Source organism: Planococcus sp. CPCC 101016 (assembly GCF_007859295.1).
In the GTDB taxonomy this organism is placed as follows: domain Bacteria; phylum Bacillota; class Bacilli; order Bacillales_A; family Planococcaceae; genus Planococcus.
Map to the genome: position 1 here is coordinate 229,972 of NZ_VOHB01000002.1, position 23,345 is coordinate 253,316.

Genomic DNA, 23,345 nt, shown 5'->3' on the forward strand with positions numbered 1-23,345 from the left:
CCGGCAAATATCGATCATTCTATAAAGCGGGTGAAAAGATGACGACGTCAGCAGAAACGGTAATGGAAACCCAATGCCCATTTTGCAGTGTGCAATGCAAAATGGAAATCACTGAAAAAGTAAATGAAGGAATTCGCAGCTATACGATCGAGCCAAAGCAAAACGCTGCGTCGGAAGGCCGTTTATGTGTTAAGGGAGTGAATGCCTATCAGCATGCCTTAAGCAATGAGCGTATTTCAGAGCCCTTAATGAAGAGAGGCAAAGAATTTGTGCCGGTTTCATGGGAGGAAGCATATGCTTTGATTGCTGAGAAAATAACGGCTACCCAGCAACAGTATGGTTATCAAGCAGTAGGGGTTTATGGAGGCGGCTCGCTGACTAACGAATCGTCTTATTTGCTTGGGAAATTCGCGCGGGTTGCATTGCAGACTCCTTATATTGATTACAATGGGCGTTTTTGCATGTCGGCAGCGGCAACTGCCGGCAATCAGGCTTTTGGGATAGATCGGGGGCTGACGATGCCGCTTTCCGATATCCGCATTTCAGACTGCATCGTTTTAGCAGGTACTAATATTGCGGAATGTCAGCCTACCTTGCTGCCATACTTCATGGATGCAAAAGCCAATGGCGCTTATATCATTGTTATTGATCCGCGTCTTACTCAGACTGCAGAAATGGCGGATTTGCATTTGAAAGTGAAGCCTGGCATGGACGCGGCATTGGCAAATGGCTTGTTGAAAGTAATCATGGACGGCGGGTTTATCGACCATGCCTTTTTAGAGCGCCGTACAACAGGATTTGATGAAGTAAAGTCCCATATTGAAGCACTTGATTTGAGCGATATCGCGAATATTACGGGTGTGCCAAAAGAAGATATTGAATTGGCAGGAACGCAGTTCGGCAAATCCGCTTCTTCGCTTATTTTTACTGCTCGCGGCGTCGAACAGCAGACAGACGGCTCCTTGGCGGTGCGGAATTTCATCAATATGCTGTTGGCAACTGGCAAAATGGGTAAACCCGGAAGCGGATACGGCGCTGTCACGGGACAGGCAAATGGACAGGGAGGACGGGAGCATGGCCAAAAAGCCGATCAGCTGCCCGGATACCGTTCCATTGAAAATCCGGAACATCGAAAATACATAGCTGAAATATGGGGGATTGATCCGGTTGAATTGCCTGGAAAAGGTGTGTCGGCTTATGAAATGATGGAAAAAATCCATGCACAGGAAATTCGTTCTCTTTTCTTGATGGCGTCCAATCCGATCGTTTCTAATCCGAATGCCAATTTTGTTGAAGAAGGAATAGACAAACTGGATTTTCTTGTAGTTGTCGATATGCTATTGTCAGAAACGGCCCAGCATGCAGACTTGATATTGCCGACATCCTCTTATTTGGAAAGTACCGGCACGTTAACCAATTTGGAGGGTCGGGTTTTACTGCGTGAAGCTGCCCGACCGGCAATCGGGGTGGCGAAACAGGATTGGGAAATCCTTTCGGATATCGCGGCATCACTTGGAAAAGGCCATTATTTTCAATACAAAAAAGCGGAAGAGATATTTGAGGAATTGCGGATCGCGAGCCGCGGTGGCCTGGCTGACTATTACGGTATTACATACGACCGGCTCCGGAAAGAGGAAGGTGTCTATTGGCCTTGCCCTTCACTGGATCATCCAGGTGAAGAGCGACTATTCGAAAAGGGTTTTTCAAGACCTGACAAAAAAGCCGAAATGAAGGCTATTCCCAATCACTTTCCAAAAGAAAGAACAGGAAGCCAATATCCGCTGTCCCTTACTACTGGCCGAACATTAGGCCATTACTTAACGGGCGTACAGACACTTAAAAGTCCGACACTTGAAGCGCGCCAGTTTGAATCATTCGTGGAAATCCACCCGAAAACAGCGCGGCGGTTTAACATTAAAGATGATACACTCGTCAAACTGCGTTCGCGGCGTGGAGAAATTGTCGTCCGAAGCAAACTGACAGCAGCTATTCGTGAAGACACCATTTTTGTGCCCATGCACTGGGGCGGTATTCAAAACATTAACAAGCTGACGAGCGAAGAACTTGAACCGGCATCCAAAATGCCAGGCTTTAAAGTTTGTGCTGCAGCAATAGAACCTTTGTTTACTTAATCATGACATACTTAGTCAACCCTTCATTTATTCCAGCCCATCAAAAGCTATATTGTTGAAGGTCGCTGAAAAGAAGAATGAGGGAAGCGGAAGTTTTCCGCTGGACATAAAAAGAGATGGATCAAGTGCAAGGGCACTTGGTCCATCTCTTTTTGTTTGTCGGAGCCGCTTTGGCTCTTTTACTGGGCTTCCGCTTTTTCGGATTCGTTCAAATCGACATCTACAGAAGTAACGAAATAGCGTTTCGTATCATCTGTTTTGAGTTCGACTTTCTTTCTGTCGAACAAGGAAACCGTTTCGATTTTCTTCAGTTCGCCTGTCTCGATGTCTTTTTCATAGATGCGGTAGCCGATAATGGCATCATCACGCACAGCGTGCCAAGAGATGTTGAACGAAGTAGCTGTTACGTTTGCCGGAGATTCCGGTTTGGTATCTTTGACACTGGAATCTGAAATCAGTTCGGCTGTGACAACCAGGCGTTCTTCATGTGAGCCGATGTCACGGTTAAAGTCGCCGGTGCACGTAATCAGGTTGATCATCCGCTTATCCGAGCTGCCGAAGATTTCTTCAATCGGTGCTTCGTCGGTCTCATAGCTGGTCAGGTTTTTTACTTCAAAGACCATTTCCCGGCCATCAGCATCTGTCAGAATCACAGTTTCCCCAACTTCGACATTCTTAAGTTCATAAAAGACAGCGGGTCCAGTCAAGCTGTCGACATGGCCTGCCAAAACAGCATTGCCTTTTGCGCCTGCTTTAAAGCCTGGCTTAAACCAGCCGACTTGGTCGACATCTTCCGGTACACCCATTTCCCCATTATCAAGAATGCCGGTCGGTTCTATGTTTGCTTTGACGCCAATAGAGGGAACTTCGATCTTCGCAGGCTGCATGCCTTTTATGCTTTCCTGGCGTTGCTGCTGCAGCATTTGCAGCTTTTCCCGCTGTTCCGGAAGGATCGGAAATTCCGCAATCTTGTCGACATAGTTGCCGGATGCTGCTTCCTCTTCTGCCGCTTGTTCTGTTTCCATAGGCTGTTCCACCTTATCGGCTTTTTCTTCAAAAGTCGGGCTGGCTGCCAAAGGTTTTAGAATGAAGAACAAAACAAGACATAAAATGATAGCGGTTCCCATCGTGACAAGCTGCTTCATCTGCAATCCCTCCTTTCCAATCAGGAACAGAGAGAGCCAGTGGCCCTCCCTGAACTAATTATTGCTGGTTTTTGGTTTGACGATAAGTGATTGTACCAGCTGCCAATAAGATCATTGTGCTCAATGTAACCCAAAGGATCATTGTATTTGATTGTTCAGCCGTGCCGCCGAATCCAGTGGCAGGCATTTTTTCAGGTGCTGCATTTTCGAAGTTCTCAGGGAATTGGTCGACAATAGCCCCGCTCAATCCTTTACCGATATCAAACATAATAGCATATCCTGAACGGTATGTTTCGTAAGATGCTGCGTAATCGCCTGATACATACTGCTGGAATGTGTCGACAACAGATGTTTCATGTGCTTGTACACCTGCAATGGTTTCATCTAAAGGCATACGGTCTTCAGTTGCGCTGTTCAAGAATGTTCCAAGATCAGTTGCAAATGTGCTTGTCAAAGTCGATGTTGCTTCTTCTACTGCAGGCTGATCGTCAGCTGCTGCAGCGGTAGCCAAGTCGCCTTGGACCGAAATATGCTGGTTGTTCCAAAGTTCAACAAATTGGTTGCTCGCTTCTTCACCGTAAACAGAAGCAAGTGCCCCGCGGAATTCCTCTGTGTTTTGGTCTTGTGCCCAATCGGCAAAATCAAAGTCTTCAGAACCGTTATAGCCTTTCGTCATACTCAGTTGCGCTAAAGCGAAATGCTCGGCTGCGATGCGGTTTACTGTCGAACGGAAATCACCAGCTGGTGTGTTCGGATCAGAAAATTGGTCCGGGAATTGAGTGGAGATCGCACCACTGATGGCACTTCCAGCTCCAAAGATTTGTGTGAAGCCTTCTAAGTAAGATGTGTACGCAGCTTCGTAATCGCCCTCTACATACAGATCAAATGTTTCTTGAACATAGTCTTCATGTTCGCGAAGAGCTGCAGTTGCACCGTCTTCTGGAAGATTGCCTTCTGTTGCCGTGCCAAGAAATGCGCCCATGTCGTCAACAAACGACTGAATTTCTGTTAGCGCTTCTTCTTGCATCGCTTCATCGCCGTCTTTTACTGCGGCTGCGTACTCGTCAGTGCCCATATTGTGTTTGTCGAAGATTTCAACAAAAGCGGCTCCGCCTTCTTCACCGTATACAGAAGCGATGACCGGCTCCATATCTGCTGCGTTGGCATCAAGTGCTGCCGCTGCCGCTTCTGCCGCTTCATCCCCGTCATAAATTTTCATCATGGAATCTACGGCCAACGCGTAATGCTCTGACAACAAAGAATCCAAGGTTGCGCGAAGTTCCACGCCTGTTGTTTCAGTTGGCGGCAACTCATCTGCCAATGCGGTTGTTGCCATTCCTGGAATCAATAACGCGGCTCCGAGTACAGGTGCTAAAACTTTATTCCATTTCATATAAAACCACTCCTCTTTTTTTAATTCTTACCAACATAACGGAGTGGGTTTAAAATTAGATCACTTTTTTTCAAAAAAAAATAAAGACGGCTCGTAAGCCTGTCTTTATTTTTGGATTGCCTTGTCTTATTTCACACCAGAACTTCTTAAGAAGCTGAGCAGTTCATTGTTGAAGCGCTCTGGTTCGTCGGCATTGATGCCGTGTCCGCTGTCTTTAAACGGAACAAGGACGGAGTTGGGGATTTGCTTCTCCAGTTCTTCGCCCAGTTCATAGGCACAAATTTCATCTTTTTTGCCATGGAAAATGGCAGTTGGAAGTGTAATGCCCGCCAATTCTCCACGCAAGTCTTCATCTCTTAGCGCAATTGCGGAGTTGATGGTTGAATGCGCTCCAGCTTCGAGCCCCACTGTCTGGAACCAATGCAGGAACTCCGGCGAATGCTTCTGTTCAAAGAACATGTCCGCAAACTCAGAAAGGAAAGCCGGGCGATCTTCTTTAATCTGCTGGATGATGTCATCCACTTCTTCAGGCTTCAGGTTGATTTTAAAGTCTTCGCGCTGTGTGAACAACGGAGCAGCAGCGGATAACAGCAATAATTTATCTACGCCTTGCTCACCGAACTTCGACAGGTAACGGATAGCGATCGGGCCGCCCATGGAGAATCCGGCAAGCACGAAGTTATCAAGTTTCAAATGATCAACAACCGCTTTGACGTCGCTCGCTTGTGTATCGTAATCATATCCTGACCACGGTTTGTCTGATTTTCCGTAGCCACGGAGGTCAATGCCGATAAAACGGAAATTCTGTGAAGCCAGTTCGCTGACTTGAGCTTCAAATGCTTTGCTGTTTAGCGGCCAGCCGTGAATAAATACTACCGGTTGGCCCGATCCCACATCTTCTACATAAACGTTTACGCCATCTTCCACTTCGATATAATGTCCCAAAAATTTTCCTCCTCTAATTTAAAAACTGGTAGTGCTCTGTAACGTTCCCCATATTGTTTTTAACTAAACTTCTATTGAAGGAAGAACTATTTTTTAGGTAGACCTTATCGGGAATAAGCAAGCCAGCTTTTCAGCTGCTCTTAGTTCACTTTCCCTCCATTAATAAAGACTTCTTCTGCATGATGCTGCAGTTCGAACGGTTTGCCGCTCCAAATGACGAAGTCGGCGTCTTTTCCAGTCTCGATGGAGCCTACACGATTTTCCACACCCAGGTGCTTGGCGGCATCGGAGGTCAAAGCGCGCAATGCCTGTTCTTCTGAAATGCCATGGTTGATGGCGTGAATCGCGCTTGTCAGTAAATAATTGATGCCAACCACTGGGTGGTCTGTCGTAATTGAACAAGGCACTCCGGCGTCAAGGAGTGCCTTGATCGTTGACCATTGCTTGTCCTTCAATTCCACTTTGGAACGCGTCGACAAAGTAGGCCCGACCGAGACACGCACTTCATGTTCCGCGATATACGCTGCAATCTGATGGCCTTCGGTGCAATGTTCAATGGTGATATCGATTCCAAACTCGCGCTTTAAGCGCAGTACCGTCACGATATCATCCGCGCGATGTGCATGGACACGAAGAGGGATTTCTTTGTTCAAGACTCTCCCCAAGTTCTCCATGCCGAGTTTTCGTTCTTTTTTCTCGCTGTCCAGATAATTTCGCGCATCGATCAGGTTTTCCCGCAAGAGTGCCGCTACGCCCATGCGTGTAGTCGGCATTTTTCCTTTTCCGCCGTGGAAGACTTTCGGGTTTTCGCCGGTTGCTGCTTTCATGCCGGAAGGCGAGCGGATGACCATCTCGTCAACAATATAGCCGGCCGTTTTCAACACCGACATTTCGCCCCCGATGACATTGGCGCTTCCTGGCATGACTTGGACTGTGGTGATGCCAGCTTGCCGCGCATCTTCAAATCCTCGATCCTGCGGATTTATCCCATCAATCGCCCGAAGCTGCGGAGTAATGGCACTGCTTGTTTCGTTATGGTCTTTTCCATCTTTTCCGATGCCTTCTTCTGTAATGCCAAGATGTGTATGGACATCGATCAATCCCGGAGTGACGATTTTACCGGCTGCATCAATTATTTTGCAGTCAGGCGGTGATGCCAGATCCTTGCCAACACCGATGAATTTCCCTTTGTCGACCAATAAAGAGCAGTTTTCAATCACTTCTCCGGTACCATCCCAAACACACGCATTTTTAATCATAATCATCAATAAAAATCCCCTTTCAGAATAGACTCATTAATCAGTTTACCATTGCAGAGAAGAGGAAAAGTGCTTGATGGCGGATATTGAATCGATTCTTTCTGGAAAAAACGGAATTTTCCGAAAGACTGCCCGTCTATTTTCAAGTAGAATGAACGTTGTAGAGATTGATCAAAAGGAGGAAGTATATGTTTAAAGAACGATTTTTCCAAGAACTAAAAGAGCTTGCAGCTTTGCCGGGCGGTCCCGGAAGAGAACACCAAGTAGTCAAGCGAATGGCTGAATTGCTGGAACCGCTCGCAGCTGTGGAAATTGATCACATGGGCAATATCTATGCTGTCCTGGAAGGTGATCAGCCAGGTCCGACAGTTTTGGTGTCGGCGCATTCGGACGAAATCGGCTGCATGGTCAGTGCGATCGACAGCAAAGGCTTTTTGCGTATGGAGCGGACCGGCGGCATGATGGATGCATTGCTAGTCGGACGCAAAGTCGAAGTGAACGGCCATTTTGGCGTAGTCGGCGTAAAAGCCGGACATCTTCAAACTGCCAGTGAACAAACCAAGGTGTTGCCGATTGAAGACATGTACGTCGACGTCGGGGCAGCATCCGAAGAAGAAGTGCTCCAAATGGGCATTCAAATCGGCGATTCGATTACTTATATCAGCGATCTTGATCGGTTTACCAATAGTGATTTGATTTGCGGCAAAGCGATCGATAACCGCAGCTGCTGCGTCATGCTTGTAGAATTATTCAAGGCGTTTCAGGACAAGAAGTTCAGCGGAACGCTTGTCGGCGTGATCACTGTGCAGGAAGAAGTGGGCCTTCGTGGTGCACAGGTAGCGGGCTATAAAATCGACCCGGACTATGCCGTCATCCTCGATACCATTGCATGCGCAGACACACCGGATGGCAATACATATCCGATTGCCATCGGCAAAGGGCCGGTGCTGCCTTTATTGTCAGGCGGCGGTGCACGCGGCAATTTAATGGCGCCGCAGATGAAAGACTTGATCATCAAGTATGCAGAGAAAAATGATGTACCGATCCAGTTATCAGTCATGTCAAAAGGAACAACGGACTTATCGGCGATTCATTTGGCGAGAGAAGGCATCTTAGGTGCAGCCATTACATTCCCTCGCCGCTATTCCCATTCGCCGGTCGAAATGGCGAATTTAAAGGACTTTGAAGCAGGCTTTACCTTATTGGAAGCGATGCTGCGCGACAGTTCCCAATGGGGCAGCTTGAAATTCGTGTAGCAGCAAAAAATTTCACGTAAACTACAAAAAAACCGAAGCCATTGTTTCAATGGACTTCGGTTTTTAACGGTTTTATTGATTGATGGAAACGTTTCGCAGCTGATAGATTCCGGCTGCGTTGATTTCGAATCCGGATACTGCATCAGCAACGCCCACCAAGTAATCCTGGTGAAGCAAGTAAGCCATTGGGGCATCTTCAGCTAACATCGCTTGTGCTTCTGCATAGAGCTCTTCGCGCTCAGAAGCTTCAGTTGCACGGCGTGCCTCATCTAACAAAGCGTCAAATTCGGGATTTTCGTAGAACGTACGGTTCCCTGGGTTCCCTAAGGAAGCTGAATGGAACAATGGATACAAGGTATAATCTGCATCTCCTGTAGAGTTGGACCAGCCAAGGATGAACATATCATGGTCTCCGGAAGCAGTTCGTTCGATATAAGAACCGAATTCCATCACTTCAATGGAAACCTCAATGTTCAATTCAGCAAGAGCCTCTTGTACAAGTACCGCAATCGACTGGCGCTGCGGGTTGTCATTTGTCCAAATGCTTGTGGTGAAGCCGTCAGCCAAGCCAGCTTCTTCAAGAAGGGCACGCGCCTGGTCCATATCGTACTCAATCGATTCCACATCTTCGGTGTAGCCGAAAATGCCTGGCGCAACCGGCCCTTTCGCTACAGTTCCAACACCATCATAAATACCGGAGATGATCGCTTCACGGTCGATGGCATAAGAGATTGCCTGCCGCACCAACGGATCATCAAATGGCGCTTTTTGTGCATTAAAGCCTAGATAAGCGATACTCGCAGATTGCTGCTGCACAATTGAAGCAGATCCTGAATTCTCAATACGCGCTACTTCGTTCGGCTGAACCGGATCGATAATATGAACGTTCCCGGTTTCCAAATCGGCTGCACGCACCTGCGAATCAGGAACAACGCGGAATGTTACAGTATCTACGTTTGCTGGAGTGTCCCAATAATCTTCGTTTTTCGATAAGCGAATTTCAGAGCCCGGCTCCCAAGATTCAAATTTGAAGAAGCCTGTACCGATTGGGTTTGCAGAAACAACCGAGAATGGATCAGCACCTCCGGCAACTGCTTCATAATCGGCTTCAATCGATGCCGGTGAAATCATGCCGCCGCCTGCGTGAGAAAGGTGGGCTAGCAATGGGGAAAAGGCATATTCAGTCTTAATCTGTACTTCGTAATCCCCAATCACTTCAACATCCGTAATCATTTCGTATAAGTTAAAGCGCGGTGATGCCAGAGATTCGTCGCGAATGCGGTCCAAGTTCGCTTTGACCGCTTCGGCATTGAACGGTTCACCGTCGTGGAAAGTTACATCTTCACGCAGTTTAAAGGACCAAGTCAACTCGTCGATTGGTTCCCAAGACTCGGCAAGACCTGGAATAATTTCGTTGTTTTCATCACGGTTTACTAAAGTTTCAAAAATATTCGCTTGGATGACCGATGACGGCACGTCATTGGCACCATGCGGATCCAAAGAGGAAGCATCCGATAAGACCGCGAGGATTAAATCTCCTCCTTGTGCGGCTTCGCCGTCTGCAGGAGCTGCTCCGTCTTCCGATGATCCGGAAGAGTCATCGCTGCCCCCGCCACCTGCACATGCTGCCAGGAACAGCGCTAGAACAAGCAATAATAGAAAAGACCAAACTGATTTTCTCGGTAATGCCATTTAGTTTCCCCCTGTATATCGTATTTAGAATACCACGCTAGACGCAATATTCTGATAATAATAATAGCATACTCTTTTTACTAAAACAATCTAACATCTCTTGATTTATTCAGTACGGTGTCTGAAGATAAGGAAGAAAAGGCTTACACAAATACACGGTCAGAAAAAGAGCGCATCTATTTTGCAAAAGAAAAATTTATAAAATCAGTGTTGGGAGAATTTTGTGTTCAGCTGGTGAAAGTAGCTAATTTTCTTTCGCATCCAAAACGACTTGACATTTAGGGGAAAAAGAGTAAAAATTAAGTAAAATAATTTACTTAACTTATTTATAAAAGTGGGGTGGAAGGATTGGCTACAATTAAAGACATCGGTGAAAAATCCGGGTTTTCTATTTCTACAGTTTCGCGCGTTCTTAGCAATGACCAAAGCCTATCTGTTCCCGAAGAAACTCGTGAAAAGATTTTTGATGCAGCGGAACAGTTGAATTACCGTAAAAAGACGGTTAAAACGCTAGTGAAGAATATCGCCTTTTTGTACTGGCTAACTGAAAGAGAAGAATTGGAAGATGTGTATTTCAGAACAATGAGAATCGAAATAGAAAAAATGGCCAAGCTTTCGAACGTGGAATTGACAACGTATAAAATTGAAGGCGGCATCAGCCAAATTCCAGAGAACATCGAAGGTTTTATCGCAGTCGGAACGTTTTCGGAAAAAGAGATTAGCCATCTTCGAAAACTGACGCCCCACGGTGTTTTTATTGATTCAACGCCAGATCCGGAGCATTTTGATTCGGTGAAGCCGGATTTAGCGCAGATCACCCGAAAAACAATCGACTTTCTGATTGAAAAAGGCCACCAGGATATCGGATTTATAGGCGGCACTTACCATAATCCGAATACAGATGGGGACGAAATGGATATTCGCGAACAGACTTTCCGGGATCACATGGAGAAAAAAGGATTGCTGCAGGATCGGAACGTTTACTGCCATAGGGGATTTTCAGTGGATAACGGCTACCGGCTGATGACCAAAGCCATTGAAGAACTGGGGGATCAGCTGCCTACCGCCTTCTTCATCGCAGCGGACCCGATCGCTGTCGGATGTCTGCAAGCTTTAAATGAACAGGGAATCCAAATACCGAAAAGAGTCAGTGTCGTCAGCATCAACAATATCAGCATCGCCAAATACGTGTCACCTCCTTTAACCACATTTCATATCGACATGGCGGAGATATGCAAGAACGCAATTTCGCTATTGCTGGAGCAATTGCTTGAAAAACGGAAGTGTACGAAGACTTTGTACTTGGGTGCCAACTTAATTGTGAGAAAGAGTACGAATTAACAAAACGACCTGGTAAACAGGTCGTTTTTTATTTTCGTAAAACTTTTTACTATTTCAAGTAAAATAATTGTTTACAGTTTTTTCTAACAATGCTATATTGTTTTTCAGGAAGCGCTTTCAACAGAAACTTGTGGGGAGAGTTTCGAAAACGATTTGAGAGGGTGTACGTTCGTGAAGAAATACAATAAGTATATTGGGTTAATGAATGGAGTGGCTTTGAGTTTAAGTTTGGCGGCATGTGGACCTCAGGAAAGCGGGGAAGGTTCTTCCGGCGGGGAAGCTGAAGCGCAGGATCGTGAACTGATTGTTTGGGAAGATATCGAAAAATCCGATGGGATCAAAGAAGCGGTTGCAAAGTTTGAAGAGGAAAACGACGTGACAGTTAAAATTGTTGAGAAGCCTTATGCACAGCAAATTGAGGACCTGCGTCTGGATGGACCAGGCGGAACAGGCCCGGATGTTTTGACGATGGCAGGCGACCAAATTGGAACTGCAGTTGTTGAAGGCTTGGTCAAAGAAGTAGCGGTGGGCGAAGACGTTCAATCCATTTATACAGATGCGGCGATGCAATCGCAAATGGTGGACGGAAAAGTCTACGGATTGCCTAAAGCGGTAGAGTCGACAATTCTTTACTACAACAAAGACTTGATTTCGGAAGAAGAATTACCGACCACACTTGAAGAGTGGTACGACTATTCAAAAGAAACGACAACAGGCGACCAGTTCGGATTCCTGGCATTGTTTGACCAAATCTATTATGCACAAAGTGTCATGAGCGGCTATGGCGGCTATATTTTTGGACAGGATGCAGAAGGTAATTACGATCCGACCGATGTTGGGTTGAACAACGAAGGGTCTATTGAAGGCGCCAACTATATCCAAAAATTCTACAGCGAAGGCTTATTCCCAGCTGGAATCATCGGGGAGCAAGGCATCAACGTATTGGAATCGCTCTTTACAGAAGGAAAAGCGGCTGCGATTATTTCCGGGCCGTGGAATGTGGATCCGTTTACAGATGCGGGCGTCAACTTTGGAATGACAAAATTGCCCGAACTTGAAAATGGCGAAAACATGAGCTCGTTTATCGGAGTGAAGAGCTATAATGTCAGCGCCTATTCAAAAAATGCTGAACTTGCCGAAGAATTGCTGGTGTTCCTGGCAAATGAAGAAAATTCACGCACACGTTTTGAAGAAACACAGGAAGTTCCTGCAGTAGAAGCGTTGGCTAGTGATCCTGTCGTAGCTGAAAGCGAAGTTGCACAAGCTGTAGCAGAGCAATCCATATTCGCAGAATTGACACCGAACATTCCGGCGATGAACGAAGTGTGGACACCAGCTGACTCTGCTCTCCAAACAATTGCAACAGGCAAAGCAGAGCCGGAAGATGCATTAAACCAAGCAGTGGAAACGATCGAAGGACAAATTGAAGCCACTCATAGCGGCAACTAATCAGCAATAGCGAGAAATGGCGTCAAACCTTAAACCTGTTTGACGCCGTTTGTTGTAAAGACCGGTAAGTGAGTTTTGTCCGGTCATACATAAAAAGAGGTGAAGAATGTGCAAGCTCGTAAAACAGCCTTATTGTTATCTATCGTGCCCGGATTTGGCCAGTTTTATAACAAGCAATGGATTAAAGGGTTCCTGTTTCTTGGTATAGCGATATCCTTCTTCCTGGTGTTTGGAGATCTTCTGAACATGGGATTTTGGGGACTTGCCACACTTGGAACTGAAGTGCCGCGCGACAATTCGATTTTTCTTTTGGCAGAAGGTCTGATTGCCGTCATCGTGACGGTTTTCGGTCTTGCTTTTTACTATGTGAATTTGAGGGATGCCTACAAAAATGGCAAGCGACGCGATGAAAATCAGCCATTAAGCTCATTGAAAAATGATTACCAAAACTTAATCGCACAGGGTTACCCGTATTTGATCAGCGGTCCGTCTCTGTTCATTCTGATTTTTGCAGTCATTTTTCCTATTCTGTTCAGTTTTGCACTGGCATTTACAAATTACGATTTATACCATTCCCCGCCGGCTAATTTAGCCGATTGGGTTGGATTTGATACCTTTGCAAAAATTTTCACAGTCGATATCTGGCGCTCGACTTTCTTCAGTGTTCTTGGCTGGACCGTCATCTGGACGCTTATCGCTTCGACGCTGCAAGTCGCTCTTGGGATTTTCATGGCGGTGCTCGTCAATCAAAAAGACCTTCGCTTTAAGAAGTTTTACCGGACCGTTCTTGTTCTGCCTTGGGCAGTTCCGGGGTTTGTCACCATTCTAATTTTTGCGGGCTTGTTCAACGACAGCTTCGGTGCCATCAACAATGATATTTTGGCAATGGTAGGCATCGATGCAATTCCATGGCTGACAGATGAAAACTGGACCAAAGTGGCCTTGATTCTGATGCAGGGGTGGCTTGGCTTTCCATTCATTTTCCTGGTGACGACAGGTGTGCTTCAATCGATTCCAGACGATCTTTATGAAGCGGCTCGAATTGATGGAGCTTCCATTTTTGCGCAGTTCCGGAACATCACCATGCCGATGATTTTAATTGCTACGGCGCCGGTCATCATTACACAATACACATTCAACTTTAACAACTTTAATATTATCTATCTTTTCAATGGCGGAGGCCCTTCTGTTCCCGAATCTACTGCCGGGGGAACCGATATACTCGTTTCCTGGATCTACAAGCTGACCTTGCAGTCAAGCCAGTATTCGCTGGCCGCTGCGTTAACGATTCTGCTGTCCGTATTTGTCATTGCGATAGCGCTTTGGCAGTTCAGACGAACCGATGCATTTAAGGAGGGGGCTTGAAGATGAATAAAGCAAAGTTTTTTCGTCTCTTGATTTCCCACTCGATTTTGATTTTTATGGCGATCATCATCATCTATCCATTGCTTTGGACGGTGGGTGCCAGTTTTAATCCGGGCAATAGTCTGATCAGTACCACCATGATTCCGCAAAATCCGACCTTGGATCATTACCGTGAGCTATTCGCAGGAAGCGAGAGCCTGCAGTATGTCCAATGGTATTTAAATTCTTTGAAGATCAGCATCTTCACAATGATTGGAGCGGTGATCTGTGTTTCCTTTACTGCTTACGCCTTTTCGCGATTCCGTTTTAAAGGAAGACAAAATGCATTGACCTTGTTTTTGCTGCTGCAGATGATTCCTCAGTTTTCTGCGTTGATCGCGCTTTTCGTTTTAGCGCAGATACTCGGAATGATGAACAGCCACTGGCTATTGATTCTGCTGTATATCGGCGGATTGATCCCGCTGAACACGTATTTAATGAAAGGCTATATGGATTCCATTCCGATGGATCTGGACGAAAGCGCCAAAATCGATGGCGCCAGCAACACCAGAATTTTTCTGCAGATCATCATGCCTTTATCAAAGCCGATGATCGCAGTAGTGGCGATGACCGGATTTACAGGGCCGCTTGGAGACTTTATCCTGGCGTCGACGATTCTGCGGTCGCCCGAATACTATACGTTGCCGATCGGGCTATACAACCTGGTGAATGACGTCATGGGTGCAAGCTTTACGACCTTTGCCGCCGGGGCTATTCTGATCAGCATTCCGATCGCGGTCATCTTTATCCTGCTGCAAAAGAACTTTGTATCAGGATTGACGGCCGGAGGTACGAAAGGCTGACAGCTAAAATTGCAGTGACTGGCACTGGAAGGAGAACATTATGAATAAAAATGAAAAAACTTATACCACCTCGGCAAACTTTATGCTGCATGGGGGAGACTACAACCCTGACCAATGGTTAGACCACCCTGAAATTTTGGCGGAAGATCTGAAATTGATGAAGCTTTCAGGCAGCAACACGTTTTCGTTGGGCATCTTCGCCTGGAGCACGCTTGAACCGGAAGAAGGCCAGTGCCACTTCGAGTGGTTGGACAACATCATCGAAAATATTCACAGCATTGGCGGACGCGTCATTTTAGCGACTCCAAGCGGGGCGCGTCCAGCCTGGATGTCGCAAAAATATCCGGAAGTATTGCGGGTCGACGAAGCGCGCGTCCAGCAATTGCATGGTGGCCGTCATAACCATTGCTTCACTTCACCGGTCTACCGCGAAAAAACGGCTCAGATGAACCGGCTGCTCGCGGAACGCTACGGCAAGCACCCCGCATTGCTGATGTGGCATATTTCCAATGAGTACGGCGGCGAATGCCATTGCGATCGCTGCCAGGATGCTTTCAGAAATTGGCTGAAGGCGAAATACGCGGACGATTTGAAAGCTTTGAACGATTCCTGGTGGGGACCATTCTGGAGCCATACGTTCAGCGACTGGTCGCAAATCGAATCGCCGTCTCCGATCGGCGAGAGCATGGTTCACGGCCTGAATTTGGATTGGAAGCGCTTTGTGACAGATCAGACGATTTCTTTCTTTGAAAATGAAGTGACAGCGATCAGGGAGCTGACGCCGGAGATTCCGATTACCACCAATTTCATGGCAGACACGCATGATTTGATTCCTTTCCAAAGTTTGGATTACAGCAAATTCGCCAAGCACTTGGACGTCATCAGTTGGGACGCATACCCGGCTTGGCATAACGACTGGGAAACGACGGCAAATCTCGCGATGAAAGTCGGCTTTATCAACGATTTATATCGGAGTTTGAAGCAACAGCCGTTTTTGCTGATGGAATCCACGCCAAGCGCTGTCAACTGGCATAAGGTCAACAAAGCTAAACGACCGGGCATGCATTTGCTGTCTTCAATGCAGATGGTGGCTCATGGTTCAGACAGTATCCTGTATTTCCAATGGCGGAAATCGCGCGGTTCTTCGGAAAAATTTCACGGAGCGGTCGTCGATCATGACAACAGCGCGGAAAACCGCGTCTTTAAAGAAGTATCCAAAGTCGGCGAGACCTTAGGCAAGCTGTCCCCAGTGGTCGGAACCAATCGCCCGGCAGACGTCGCCATTCTGTACGACTGGGAAAGCAACTGGGCGCTCAACCATGCCCAAGGCTACGGAACCGAGACGAAGTCTTATCCGCAAACTTTGCAGGAGCATTACCGGACATTCTGGGAGCAAGATATCCCGGTCGATGTCATTACAAAAGAACAGGATTTCACGGGTTATAAATTGCTCGTAGTACCAATGCTGTACTTGGCAAGCGAAGAGACGATTGCCCGATTGAAGCGCTTTGTGGCAGACGGCGGCACCGTGGTGATGACTTATATCAGCGGCGTCGTCAACGAGTATGACCTAACGTATTTAGGCGGCTGGCACCAAGATCTGCAGGATGTATTCGGCATCAACCCGGTTGAAACCGATACGCTGTATTCAAGCGATCGGAATGCGGTCCATTACGGCGGGCGTTCCTACGAACTGACGGACTACGCGACAGTTTTGGTAAATCGGTCGGCGGATGTGGTCGGGACTTACGAACAGGATTTTTATGCTGAGACTCCAGCCGTGACAAGCAACCGTTATAAAAAAGGGCAGGCGTATTATATTGGCGGCCGTTTGGAGGAGCAGTTCCACCGCGATTTCTATCAAGGAATGATCAATGAATTGTCGCTTCAACCGGTGTTTCGTGTTGCGCACGGTCCGGGTGTTTCGGTCCAAGTACGCCAGGATGCAGATGCCAATTATGCGTTCGTCATGAATTTCACGGAACAAGAGCAAACTGTATCGATCGATTCGTCAGCGAAAGACTTGCTGACGGGTGAGGATCTATCAGGCGAGTTGGCATTGGCGAAATATGAAGTGCGGATTTTGGCGGTCAATAGTTGAGGAAGAGGGTTTTATTGCTGGAAAATGAGGTTTTTTAATAAAAAGACCCTTTGGAAAGTATTTGGACTGCTTTGGAAAGTAAGAAAGCGGTTTTGGAAAGTATTTCGCATGAAACAGAAAGTATTTAGAGTTTTATAGAACGTATGTCCAATTGTCTGGGAATTAGTGTTGTGATAACAACTGAAATACAGAATGTAATTATAGAAAATCTCTTATATAACTGTCACTGGCACCCGTTCTTAATAGGTAATCTGTTAAGCGGGTGCTTTTTGAAAAAGTTTACCTGTTCCCGGTTATAAAAGGATTTTACAAACTCCTTTTTGACAATAAATCAAAGGAAGTGGAAGAAGATGAAAAAGAGTGGTAAATGGAAAGCGACGCTTGCAGCTGCATCAGCAGCTGTCATGGTCATGGGTTCACTTGGTTTAAGCAATACAACCGCAATGGCCGCAGAGCCGGAACCGGTAAAGGCGGATATCTTCGTTGAACGCGTTCCTGGAATTGATGACGATTTTATTAAAGGAGTCGACGTGTCCAGCATACTTGCGCTGGAAGACAGCGGGGTGAAATTCTACAACGAAGCTGGGAAAAAGCAGGACATTTTCAAGACACTGGAGCAATCCGGCGTCAACTATGTCAGGGTGCGAATTTGGAACGATCCGTATGATTCGAAAGGTAGAGGTTATGGCGGCGGCAATAACGATGTCGAAAAAGCCATTGAAATCGGCAAAAGAGCCACTGCAAATGGCATGAAGGTGCTGGTGGATTTCCATTACTCGGATTTCTGGGCAGACCCTGCCAAGCAGCAGGCACCAAAAGCTTGGAAAAACCTAAACTTTGAAGACAAGAAAACGGCGCTTCACGACTTTACTAAAGACAGTCTCCAGGCGATGTTAGATGAAGGCATTGACATCGGCATGGTACAGATTGGAAATGAAACAAACGGCGCTATGGCTGGAGAAAAAGACTGGAAAAACATGAGCCAATTATTCAATGAAGGAAGCCGGGCAGTCAGAGAGCTTGACTCCGAGATTCTAGTAGCATTGCATTTCACTAATCCCGAAACAGCGGGAAGATACGCGTCAATCGCAAAAACTCTTAAAGACAATAAAGTGGACTACGATGTATTTGCCAGCTCCTATTATCCGTTCTGGCATGGCACTTTAACAAATCTGTCGACGGTCCTCAAAAATGTCGCTGATACGTACGGCAAAAAAGTAATGGTGGCGGAAACTTCCTATGCTTATACGGCAGAAGACGGCGATGGCCACGGAAACACGGCGCCGAAAAGTTCTGGTCAAACCTTGAATTATCCAATTACTGTTCAAGGCCAGGCACATGCAGTCAGAGATGTAGCGGCAGCTGTGGCAAAAACAGGAGAGGCGGGTCTTGGAGTCTTTTATTGGGAACCGGCCTGGATCCCAGTAGCACCAGACAAAAAGTTGAAGAAAAGCAAAATGATTTGGGAAAAATACGGTTCAGGCTGGGCGACAAGCTTTGCTGCGGAATACGATCCTGAAGATGCCGGTGAATGGTATGGCGGTAGTGCAGTAGACAATCAGGCACTGTTCGATTTTAACGGCCGTCCGTTGCCGTCGCTAAATGTCTTCAAGTATTTGGAGACCGGTGCGGCAGCGCCTGTGAAAATTGATGATGTGAAAGATCTGACCATCTCTGTTGTGGCAGGAGACGCTATCGTCTTGCCTGAAACGGTGAAAGTCACTTACAACGACAGAAGCGAAGGGTCAGCTTCCGTTACCTGGGATGATGAAGCACTGCAGCAGGCGATCAATAACGGAGCTGGCAGTTACGTAATCAAAGGAGAATTGGAAGGCGGCCAGACGGTCAATGCGAATTTGCAGATCAGCCCGGAAAACTTCGTCAAGAACCCAGGATTTGAAAGCAGTGACCGAAGCATGTGGAACATCACTTACCGCAATGGGTCTCTTGCTCACACAAGCTACCAGAACAAAGCGTCAGACGCCAAATCCGGCAACTATTCGCTGCATTTCTACTCAGCAAGCGCAGTAGATTTCCAAGCTGAACAAACCATTACAGGCTTGGAGCCAGGATATTACAAACTTTCAGCCTTTGTACAAGGCGGAGATGCCCACAATTCTGAAATGTACATTTACGCTGAAACAACAGACCAACGTTACACAATGAACACTTCTGTAAACGGATGGGCCAACTGGAGTCAGCCAGAAATAGAAGGAATTCTTGTGGAAGACGGAACAGTGACGATTGGTGGCAGTGTGAAAGCGGATGGCGGCGCTTGGGGAAGTTTGGACGACTTCTCGTTGTACCAAGTACAAGAAACTGGTGCAGCTAATCAATAAATGAAAGTCCAATACGGAAATTGGAGAGCGAGTGTCGGGAGTGAGCGGGTTTTGCTCACGGACAGAGGCAGTTTGCCTGGGCAAACTGTTTCCATTTAGTTTTAGTTGTGGAAATTGAGTTTGGCTGGTAAAAGGGATTGTTTGGACAGTAATCAAGCTCTTTTGGACAGTATTCGGCGCCGAATGGACTGTATTTTGGTCAACTTGGACTGTATATCCAATTTTCTGGGAATATCAGCAGCCAGAACATCTGATTTTCTCAATTAATCTTTATAAAAACTTCATAAATAAAGAAAAAACCGCCCATTGGCGGTTTTTTTATATCACGTTGCGCGAACATCTTCAAAAGCATCAAGCTTTTGAACGTCCTCTGGAGAAATAATAAAGTCCAGTTGGCTGTTTTCGATGATGCGTTCTTCATTTGTTGATTTGGGAAGCGGCAATGTGCCATGCTCCAGGCAATAACGGATACATAATTGAGCAGGCGTTACGCCGTATTTTTCAGCCATTTCCTTGATTTCAGGACTGCTCAAGATCTGACCGGTTGCAAGCGGTGAATAGGCTTCTACCACAATGTTATGTTGTTTGCAGAATTGCAGCAGGCTCTGTTGGTCGCGGCCGATATAGAACGGAATCTGGTTGGCCATCGGCACGATGTCGCAGGCGTCGAGAAGTGCTTGAATATCACTTTCCGAAAAGTTAGAGACGCCGATTGCGCGGATTTTGCCGTCTTTATATAGCTTTTCCATCGCTTTCCACGATTCGATATTGCCTTCTGTGCAGTCCTTGCCGATTTCATCCCATGGCCACGGTGCATGAATCAAATAAAGGTCCAGATAATCAACACCAAGGTTCGAAATCGTTTCTTCAAAAGCTTCCAATGTTACATCGTAGCCTTTGATTTGCGCCGGGAGTTTGCTGGTGATAAAGACCTTTTCCCGGGAAATATCGAAATCTTTAATCGCTTTTCCGACGTTTTCCTCGTTCTTGTAGGCCAAAGCCGTATCAATATGCGTGTAGCCATTTTTCAATGCAGTTGTCACTGCTTCGTAAGCTTCTTCGTTTGGAATCTGCCAAGTGCCGAATCCGATGTCTGGAATTTCTACCCCATTGTGGAACGTGAAAACTTTGTCGTTTGCCATAGAAAATTGTCCTCCCTTTGCTTATCGTTCTTCGTTATTGTACGTCTTTATTAGAAAGAAAATCCAGAATTTAGAATTCTCTGAATCGTAAAAGTTTCGAAGGACGAAACTTCCGGTTCTCTGAATCGTAAATAAAGAAACAGGAAAATAAAGGGGGGCTGAACATGTGGCCAACTATCGCAACTGTACTGCTTCTCATCCTTTCAGGATTTGCAGTCAATAAAATCTTCAAGAAAATGAAAGAAACGCCTGCCACAGATCCCGAAAGCCTGGTGACTTCGATCTGCTTTTTGCTGATTGGCGTAGTCAATCTAGCGGGCTATTGGTTGGGCTTTCCTGGAGTCTCCACTATGGCGCTGACCGTGGCATTGCTGATCATCGGCGCTTATTTTACCCGCTACCTGCAAGTAGATGGTGCAAAATATCCACGATAAAAAGGAGTGTAAGGATGCCAAACTGTAAAAATTGCGGACGAAAATGGACATGGAAGACCATTGTCCTGAACACGTTGAAACTTACGAATAAAGTAAACTGCCCCCATTGCGGGGAAACGCAATACATTGTCCCGAAGTCCAGAAAGCTAACTGGGGTCTTCAGCTTTTTGCCGGCTTTCATCATTATAGGATCATCAATGATTTTCGATTTAGATGGATGGGACCTTATTTTGCTTACGCCGACGTTAATTTTGGCTGCCCTATTTGTGTATCCGTTCTTTATGAAACTGTCCAACGACAATGAAACTGGGCTATTAAAGTGAGAAGCTGCACCCAAAAAATAAAATACTCCGACAACCAAGAATGCTTCGCATCAAGTTGATCCAACTTGCCGCAAAGCTTTTTTTATAACTTTTTCTCGAAAAGATTGACAATTCCATAAAAAACTTGTTACTGTGTATGTGAATATACACAGTGGAACAGTAGAAGAGGAGTGATTACCCATGCATACATGGAAACAAGCATATTGGCTGGCCGGCTTTGAATTGAAGGCGAGGATGAAACGTTCTTTGCTTATGCTGGCCTTTTATACAGCTGTCGGCTTTGTCTGCATATCGTCATTTGATGTTTACCTGACAGAAAACTTCTATGCTTTCGATTTATTATTTTTGCTGCTGTTCATCATGTTTCCGGCCTGGATGAAACCGAAAATATTCCAGATGCAGAAAATGGACGGGGATTTATGGACAGTACCCGCAGTCATCATGCTCCAGCAGCTGCCGGTTCCGAAAGCGGTTATCGTCAAAAGCCGCTTTATCATCCACAGCGTGTATTCTTTCCCGTACCAGCTGATTTTATTGGTCATGTTGTTGGCAGTGTCTCCCGCTTTTCGGGAGATGATCACGCCTTTAAGCTATATGGCCTTCCTCATCATCTGGCTGGCCGTCTCAGTTGCAGCAGGTTTTGCCATGGCGGCAAGTGAAGCAGGGGGAACATACGATACGAAACTACTTGCCAAGTCGATGATTTATCTTGTGCTCGGCATTGCCATTTTCTATGCCGCTTTTCAGTGGTTGGCAGATGAAGGCCTGATTTACTGGACGATCGGGCTGGCTCAAAACTGGCCGCTGATGTCCATAGTTGTTTCCCTGCTGATCATCTATGCGGGATGGAATTACTGGCAAAGGGTCATGAAAAAAGATATCGAAAAAGCGGATTATTTATGAAAGGAGGGCCTGGTCTTGCTGCCGATACGCTTATCCAAAGAATCGCGTGAACCCATTTACCATCAGATTGAAAAGCAATTGAAGGCATTGATTGCAGGCGGCCATCTCACTGCCGGTACGCCGCTGCCTTCCATCCGGGCCCTGTCAAAAGACCTTGAAATCAGCGTCATCACGATACGCCGAGCCTATCAGGACCTCGAAGCGCAAGGCTTTATCGAAACGGCACACGGCAAAGGCACCTACGTAGCGGAAATAAAAGATGTATTGAAGCAGGAAGTGAAAACGGCTTCGGTTTCTGAAAGTTTCGAACGGGCCATCGAGACTGCTCGCAGCTACGACTACAGTGATGAAGAAATGACAGCGATTTTCCATGCAATTCTGGAAAAACGGAAGAAAGGAGAGTAAGCGATGCCTTCATGGATAGAAATAAACGGTCTGCAAAAAAGCATGGACGATTTTCAGCTGGGGCCGATCAGTTTGGCGATCGAGCCGGGGACGATCACCGCACTGGTCGGCAATAATGGTTCAGGAAAAAGCACCCTGCTGAAACTGGTCATGAATTTAGCGAATGCTGATGCGGGCAGCATCGAGGTTTTTGGCAAACCCGTGGATGGCAAAGACGAAAGCTGGAAACGGAAGCTCGCTTTTCAACCCCAAAAGATCATCGGGTGGGATGCTTATACCGGCACGACGCTGAAAAAGATGATTTCTTCTTTTTATGAGAAATGGGATGAAGCCTTATTTGAGCGGATAGTGAGGCTGTTCGATATCCCGCTGGATAAACGGTTTGGAAAACTGTCTGAAGGCATGCAGCAGAAGCTGAGCTTGGCTTTGGCGCTGCCGCGAAATACGGACGTACTGATTCTGGACGAGCCGACGGCGTTTCTGGACATCCCGTCCAAACGCTACTTCATGGATCTGTTGATCGATTGGATGGAGGCGGAAGAGCGGGCCATCATTATCGCCAGCCACCAGACAGATGATTTGCGGAAACTGGCGGATTACCTCTTCGTCATGAGGGAGGGCAAGGCGATTGGCCATTACGAAAAAGAAACGCTGCTGGAAAGCTACCGGCGCTACTGGCTCGACGAGACACCTGATGGTTCTGTTCCTGGAGAAGTGTCGAGAGACCGCCAGCGAATTGTATCCGCTGATCCGGCTGCTGCAGAACATTATTTTGCGGTCGAGAACATCCGTATAATCGACCATGCCGCATTGGATTTAGAGGAAATTATCGACATGCTACTCAAGTAACCCGATCTCGAAAAAGAAAGGATGAGCGCA

At 46.5% G+C, this 23,345-nt stretch carries 19 protein-coding genes; 13 read left to right on the top strand and 6 right to left on the bottom strand.

Features of this window, described 5'->3' with window-relative positions; all coding sequences use genetic code 11:
* The first annotated feature begins 38 nt into the window (after positions 1 to 38).
* A complete protein-coding gene (gene nasC / locus FQV26_RS01105) occupies positions 39 to 2,132 on the top strand; it encodes an assimilatory nitrate reductase catalytic subunit NasC (protein ID WP_261384237.1) in 2,094 nt (697 codons plus the stop codon).
* 179 nt (positions 2,133 to 2,311) lie between these two features.
* Here nasC and FQV26_RS01110 read toward each other — a convergent pair whose 3' ends face one another.
* The 4 genes from FQV26_RS01110 to FQV26_RS01125 all read right to left on the bottom strand — a co-directional run bounded on the left by FQV26_RS01110 (position 2,312) and on the right by FQV26_RS01125 (position 6,880).
* Positions 2,312 to 3,277, bottom strand: coding sequence for a class F sortase (locus FQV26_RS01110; protein WP_146555540.1), 966 nt, complete (start codon positions 3,275 to 3,277; stop codon positions 2,312 to 2,314).
* A 58-nt stretch (positions 3,278 to 3,335) separates the two neighbouring features.
* Complete coding sequence (locus FQV26_RS01115) at positions 3,336 to 4,670, bottom strand: hypothetical protein (RefSeq protein ID WP_146555541.1); 1,335 nt, start codon at positions 4,668 to 4,670, stop codon at positions 3,336 to 3,338.
* 126 nt (positions 4,671 to 4,796) lie between these two features.
* On the bottom strand, positions 4,797 to 5,615 hold the full coding sequence (locus FQV26_RS01120) for an alpha/beta fold hydrolase (RefSeq protein WP_146555542.1): 819 nt from the start codon (positions 5,613 to 5,615) through the stop codon (positions 4,797 to 4,799).
* 140 nt (positions 5,616 to 5,755) lie between these two features.
* Positions 5,756 to 6,880 carry an amidohydrolase gene (locus FQV26_RS01125; RefSeq protein WP_146555543.1) on the bottom strand — a complete coding sequence of 375 codons (1,125 nt, stop codon included), beginning with the start codon at positions 6,878 to 6,880 and terminating at the stop codon, positions 5,756 to 5,758.
* A gap of 182 nt (positions 6,881 to 7,062) precedes the next feature.
* Between FQV26_RS01125 and FQV26_RS01130 the strand changes: the two genes are divergently transcribed.
* A complete protein-coding gene (locus tag FQV26_RS01130; protein ID WP_146555544.1) occupies positions 7,063 to 8,130 on the top strand; it encodes a M42 family metallopeptidase in 1,068 nt (355 codons plus the stop codon).
* A gap of 72 nt (positions 8,131 to 8,202) precedes the next feature.
* Here the strand turns inward: FQV26_RS01130 and FQV26_RS01135 are convergent, their stop codons facing one another.
* Complete coding sequence (locus tag FQV26_RS01135) at positions 8,203 to 9,822, bottom strand: glutathione ABC transporter substrate-binding protein (protein WP_146555545.1); 1,620 nt, start codon at positions 9,820 to 9,822, stop codon at positions 8,203 to 8,205.
* Positions 9,823 to 10,170: 348 nt separating this feature from the next.
* On the opposite strand from FQV26_RS01135, the gene FQV26_RS01140 reads away from it, so the two are divergent.
* The 6 genes from FQV26_RS01140 (at position 10,171) to FQV26_RS01165 (ending at position 19,259) form a co-directional block, all read left to right on the top strand.
* Positions 10,171 to 11,163 (top strand): galactan degradation operon transcriptional regulator GanR, encoded by a 993-nt coding sequence (locus FQV26_RS01140; RefSeq protein WP_146555546.1) that lies wholly within the window; start codon positions 10,171 to 10,173, stop codon positions 11,161 to 11,163.
* A gap of 171 nt (positions 11,164 to 11,334) precedes the next feature.
* Positions 11,335 to 12,612, top strand: coding sequence for a galactooligosaccharide ABC transporter substrate-binding protein GanS (gene ganS, locus FQV26_RS01145; protein WP_483878909.1), 1,278 nt, complete (start codon positions 11,335 to 11,337; stop codon positions 12,610 to 12,612).
* A gap of 108 nt (positions 12,613 to 12,720) precedes the next feature.
* A complete protein-coding gene (gene ganP / locus FQV26_RS01150; RefSeq protein WP_146555547.1) occupies positions 12,721 to 13,977 on the top strand; it encodes a galactooligosaccharide ABC transporter permease GanP in 1,257 nt (418 codons plus the stop codon).
* A gap of 2 nt (positions 13,978 to 13,979) precedes the next feature.
* Positions 13,980 to 14,819 carry a galactooligosaccharide ABC transporter permease GanQ gene (ganQ, locus tag FQV26_RS01155; protein ID WP_146555548.1) on the top strand — a complete coding sequence of 280 codons (840 nt, stop codon included), beginning with the start codon at positions 13,980 to 13,982 and terminating at the stop codon, positions 14,817 to 14,819.
* A gap of 37 nt (positions 14,820 to 14,856) precedes the next feature.
* A complete protein-coding gene (locus FQV26_RS01160; RefSeq protein ID WP_146555549.1) occupies positions 14,857 to 16,920 on the top strand; it encodes a beta-galactosidase GanA in 2,064 nt (687 codons plus the stop codon).
* Positions 16,921 to 17,270: 350 nt separating this feature from the next.
* Complete coding sequence (locus tag FQV26_RS01165) at positions 17,271 to 19,259, top strand: glycosyl hydrolase 53 family protein (protein WP_146555550.1); 1,989 nt, start codon at positions 17,271 to 17,273, stop codon at positions 19,257 to 19,259.
* 323 nt (positions 19,260 to 19,582) lie between these two features.
* Here FQV26_RS01165 and FQV26_RS01170 read toward each other — a convergent pair whose 3' ends face one another.
* Positions 19,583 to 20,401 carry an aldo/keto reductase gene (locus tag FQV26_RS01170; protein WP_146555551.1) on the bottom strand — a complete coding sequence of 273 codons (819 nt, stop codon included), beginning with the start codon at positions 20,399 to 20,401 and terminating at the stop codon, positions 19,583 to 19,585.
* 164 nt (positions 20,402 to 20,565) lie between these two features.
* Between FQV26_RS01170 and FQV26_RS01175 the strand changes: the two genes are divergently transcribed.
* The 5 genes from FQV26_RS01175 (at position 20,566) to FQV26_RS01195 (ending at position 23,315) form a co-directional block, all read left to right on the top strand.
* Positions 20,566 to 20,835 (top strand): hypothetical protein, encoded by a 270-nt coding sequence (locus FQV26_RS01175; protein ID WP_146555552.1) that lies wholly within the window; start codon positions 20,566 to 20,568, stop codon positions 20,833 to 20,835.
* Positions 20,836 to 20,849: 14 nt separating this feature from the next.
* Complete coding sequence (locus FQV26_RS01180; RefSeq protein WP_146555553.1) at positions 20,850 to 21,158, top strand: TIGR04104 family putative zinc finger protein; 309 nt, start codon at positions 20,850 to 20,852, stop codon at positions 21,156 to 21,158.
* Positions 21,159 to 21,338: 180 nt separating this feature from the next.
* The gene (locus tag FQV26_RS01185) at positions 21,339 to 22,061 is read left to right on the top strand and encodes a hypothetical protein (protein ID WP_146555554.1); all 723 of its coding nucleotides are present in this window, start codon (positions 21,339 to 21,341) and stop codon (positions 22,059 to 22,061) included.
* A gap of 15 nt (positions 22,062 to 22,076) precedes the next feature.
* Positions 22,077 to 22,466, top strand: coding sequence for a GntR family transcriptional regulator (locus FQV26_RS01190; RefSeq protein ID WP_315898428.1), 390 nt, complete (start codon positions 22,077 to 22,079; stop codon positions 22,464 to 22,466).
* Positions 22,467 to 22,469: 3 nt separating this feature from the next.
* Positions 22,470 to 23,315 (top strand): ABC transporter ATP-binding protein, encoded by an 846-nt coding sequence (locus tag FQV26_RS01195; RefSeq protein ID WP_146555555.1) that lies wholly within the window; start codon positions 22,470 to 22,472, stop codon positions 23,313 to 23,315.
* Positions 23,316 to 23,345: the final 30 nt, after the last annotated feature.